This is a genomic window from Desulfobotulus pelophilus, from assembly GCF_026155325.1.
GTDB classification, from domain to species: Bacteria; Desulfobacterota; Desulfobacteria; order Desulfobacterales; family ASO4-4; genus Desulfobotulus; species Desulfobotulus pelophilus.
In genome coordinates this window covers 1-3,517 of the sequence record NZ_JAPFPW010000048.1, presented here as the reverse complement: position 1 = coordinate 3,517, position 3,517 = coordinate 1, and the positions used below count along the sequence as shown (strand labels likewise).

Below are 3,517 nucleotides of genomic sequence, written 5' to 3'. Positions count from 1 at the left end.
TTCAATGCGGGCATCCATGAGCCGCAGGGAGAACGGCTACGACAACGCTCCCATTGAAAGCTTTTGGGGTGTACTGAAAAACGAACTGGTTCATCATCGGCGCTACGAAACCCGGCAGGAAGCCATACGCCAGATTACAACCTACATAGAAATCTTTTATAATCGGCAACGACGGCAGCAGAAGAGGCTTGATTATCTCTCTCCTGCATCCTATGAAAAATAATTTTTCAAAGAGCAGCAGGCGGCTTACATATTTTGGTGTCCGCTATTCACGATCGGCCCATGACACCTGCCGAATATTTGTTGGCCTTACCATTTTTGAGGGAAACAATTAGATGAAAAATCAACCGCTAGTATTAATAAAGCCAAATCTTAATGAAGGTTTATGTGTAAATGATACTATCTGCTTGTGGCATCAGGAAGAAATGCAAAAAAAGCTTATCGGGAAAAAATATCTTAGGATAAAAGAAGAACCAGAGTTGCCAGATCAAATACAAACTGCAGTGATTGACTTAGAAAGCTATAAAAATTTTGAAGATTATATAGCTGAGGCAAAAAAAATTCATAAGGGAAACTCATTCCGTAAGTCACATAAATCAAAACGAGAAGGATTCTATTCTAAGCCATTTAATCCACGTTTGTTTATTCCTGATATTGTTGAAATTAACCATTCGAAAGAGGTTCGATGCGGGCGTAAAATGAGTGAACCCTATAGAAGAACTGTGCAGGATTTCGGTGGCCCTCCTCAAAAAAGACTGAATTTCCAATGGCCAGAGTGCCCACTTCATTTCGATTTATGGTGGGGCATTTTTATGAAAAAGAATGGACACTGTCAAGGAGTTGTTGAAACTGGTGAGAAGCTTTTTGCATATATTAGATTGAGGAGGAATGGAAATTATGCTTTGTATGGACAGATTCTTGGGCATGGAGAGTATTTGAATAAAGGGATTATGTATGCTTTGCACTTTAATATACTAGAATGGTTGCTAAAAAAAGAGTCTGGCTATGCGAAAGGACTGTCATATTTGTGTTATGCTGGATACAATCAGGGTGGAGAAGGATTGATACGGTGGAAGAAAAGAACCTTGTTTAGACCGACGTATTTAGTAATCAGTGAGAAGGATATGATGCAAAAATGAAACGGAATCCAATTTTTATAGGTGGAGATGGAAGGTCAGGAACAACCTTGCTCTCCTTAATTTTAAATTCTCATAGCAAATTAATTGTGGGTCCTGAACTTCATTTTCGAGGCCCTAAAAATTTAAGTAGTTATATACTTGGCTGTTTAAAACAATGGGAATTGATGAAAGGAGATCTACTAGGGCTTAAAAAAAACGAATACTATAAAAATGCCGTTAATTTTATTGTAAGGTGTAAAAGGTTTGGAATAGATGAAAAGATTTTAGAGGCCATGATAAATAAGGTTGTTTTTTTGAACAATTATGAAATGATTAAATTTGAAGAGAGGGCTGTTTTGATTGATGAGATGAGCAGTTATCTGATAAACATCTCTCATGCAGAACGTTGGGGTATTAAAATTATGAAAGATATAAAAATATCAAATAAATATTTAGAGATTTGGCCAGAGGCTCAATTTGTTCATATCGTGAGAGATGGAAGAGATGTAGCTGCTTCACAGATGAGAGACCATGGAAGTTGGGGATATAAAAGTATTGAAGATGCAGCAAAAGGCTGGAAGGAATTAATAGATAGGTCTAGAGTAACTCCTAATGGCAGCCTGCTGGAGCTTAAGTACGAAGACCTAGTCCGCTATCCTCAGAAATCAATCCATCAGATAACAGATTTTTTAAATATTGATTGGGAAGATAGAGTTTTATACCATCATGAATATGATCACAGTTTATATAGAAATTCATATAATCACCCCAGTATAAATACAGTAATTAATCCAATTAATCAAAATGCAATAGGTCGGTATAAAAAAGATTTGAGCTTAAAAGAAATTGAAATTTTTAACACCATGGCTAAAAGTTATTTGCTTGAGTTTGGCTATATTGATTAATCCTGATAACGATGGGTCTTCATAACGTGAAAACAATAAAAAAATATATAGATTTTTTTTATTGGATGATTTGTGATTCTTTACTGAGATACCGTAATAAGGTACTGCTTGTTTCTTTTGCAGATTTTGTTGGTGTCTCGATGCAAGTAGCTGCACTTTGGGTTCTTCTGCAATACATTTTTCATCTAGAGAGTGGAAAGCCAATTAATATTTTAGATTATAGCATAGTAGCGCGAGATTCATTTCAAGTCTTTTTTGTTTTTACAACAGTCGCTTTCTTTTTGTTGTTGCTATCAGCATGGTTGATCTTTTACTCAGATGTGCAAAAGATTAAATTAAGAGTTCTTTTTGAACGATTTTGTTCTCAAAGGGCTTTTCTGGCGTATGAAAAAAAAAGTTTTTTTTTATTTTTAGCTACAGAAAAACTTAAGAATACAGGTATTTCTAAAATAGCGATAGGTGATGCTCGATACTATAGTCGTGCACTCTTTATGGTATTTAATTTGTTGAAGCCTGTATGTTATTTGGTTATTGCTGTCCCTGCTATGCTATATATCAGTACACGTTTGACTTTTATTCTAGGAGCTGTGGTCCTTATTTCACTTTTTTTTCAGTATCTTGTCAGTAAAAATGCTGCTAAGCAGTCTGTGTTGTTAGAAAATTATAATATGCGATCTAATTTAGAAAAAAAACAACTTATTTCATTTCTTGATGCTTGTTCTTTATCAAACGAAGCTGATTCTAAGGATAGGGTAAAGGATAAAATAAAGCTTTTTTTTAGCTCTAGGACTATTGTAAATAGATATAAAACACTCGAAGAACGACTCAAAGGTGCGCCGCAAAGTTCGTTTATTAGCAATGTTTTAATGGCATTTGGAATTTTCATCATATTGATTGTTTTGATTCGACAATCATTGTTCATTGAACCACAATGGGCGTCAACGATAGCGTTTTTAATCTCGCTAAAGATTTCTTTGAGTCAGCTGGGCGCTATTAATAGGATTTTAACCGGGATTAATAGGTTTTATCCCCAAATATCTAGATATAGACGTTTTATTTGTTTTAATTTTAATGATTCAGATACGGGTATTGATGATTGAGGTAAGTTGAAATTATCGAACACCACAGTTACGGCAAGTGTCAAGATAGATGTCACCGGAAGCCTGATTTTTCAGGCAGCTTTGAGGGCAGGATTTCTCCATGAGGTGTCCCTGCTTTTTACCTGGATTAATGGGGTCGGTCGTCAATAGCGGACACCAAAATATGTAAGCCGCCTGCTGCTCTTTGAAAAATTATTTTTCTAGGATGCAGGAGAGAGATAATCAAGCCTCTTCTGCCGTCGTTGCCGATTATAAAAGATTTCTATGTAGGTTGTAATCTGGCGTATGGCTTCCTGCCGGGTTTCGTAGCGTCGATGATGATTTCAGTACACCCCAAAGGCTTTCAATAGGAGCGTTGTCGTAACAGTTTCTCCTGCGGCTCAAGGAGTTTTCG

The 3,517-nt window shown here is 36.1% G+C and carries 4 protein-coding genes and 1 pseudogene; 4 read left to right on the top strand and 1 reads right to left on the bottom strand.

Features of this window, described 5'->3' with window-relative positions:
• From OOT00_RS15815 to OOT00_RS15800, 4 genes are all read left to right on the top strand, one after another.
• Window positions 1-223 (top strand): IS3 family transposase (locus OOT00_RS15815; protein WP_265426391.1); only part of this gene is annotated, 223 nt, incomplete at its 5' end.
• A gap of 112 nt (window positions 224-335) precedes the next feature.
• Window positions 336-1,139 (top strand): hypothetical protein, encoded by an 804-nt coding sequence (locus OOT00_RS15810; RefSeq protein WP_265426390.1) that lies wholly within the window; start codon window positions 336-338, stop codon window positions 1,137-1,139.
• Window positions 1,136-2,023 carry a sulfotransferase family protein gene (locus OOT00_RS15805; RefSeq protein ID WP_265426389.1) on the top strand — a complete coding sequence of 296 codons (888 nt, stop codon included), beginning with the start codon at window positions 1,136-1,138 and terminating at the stop codon, window positions 2,021-2,023. The genes OOT00_RS15810 and OOT00_RS15805 overlap by 4 nt, the downstream gene beginning before the upstream one ends.
• A 26-nt stretch (window positions 2,024-2,049) precedes the next feature.
• Window positions 2,050-3,123, top strand: coding sequence for an ABC transporter ATP-binding protein (locus OOT00_RS15800; RefSeq protein ID WP_265426388.1), 1,074 nt, complete (start codon window positions 2,050-2,052; stop codon window positions 3,121-3,123).
• Between the two features lie 200 nt (window positions 3,124-3,323).
• On the opposite strand, the pseudogene OOT00_RS15795 reads toward OOT00_RS15800, so the two are convergent.
• A pseudogene (locus OOT00_RS15795) lies at window positions 3,324-3,517 on the bottom strand (integrase core domain-containing protein); the annotation flags it as partial.

What these genes read in the sequence shown, in the direction of transcription:
- OOT00_RS15805 (WP_265426389.1), top strand. Translation starts at nt 1,136, where the DNA reads ATGAAACGGAATCCAATTTTTATAGGTGGAGATGGAAGGTCAGGAACA.
- OOT00_RS15810 (WP_265426390.1), top strand. Translation starts at nt 336, where the DNA reads ATGAAAAATCAACCGCTAGTATTAATAAAGCCAAATCTTAATGAAGGT.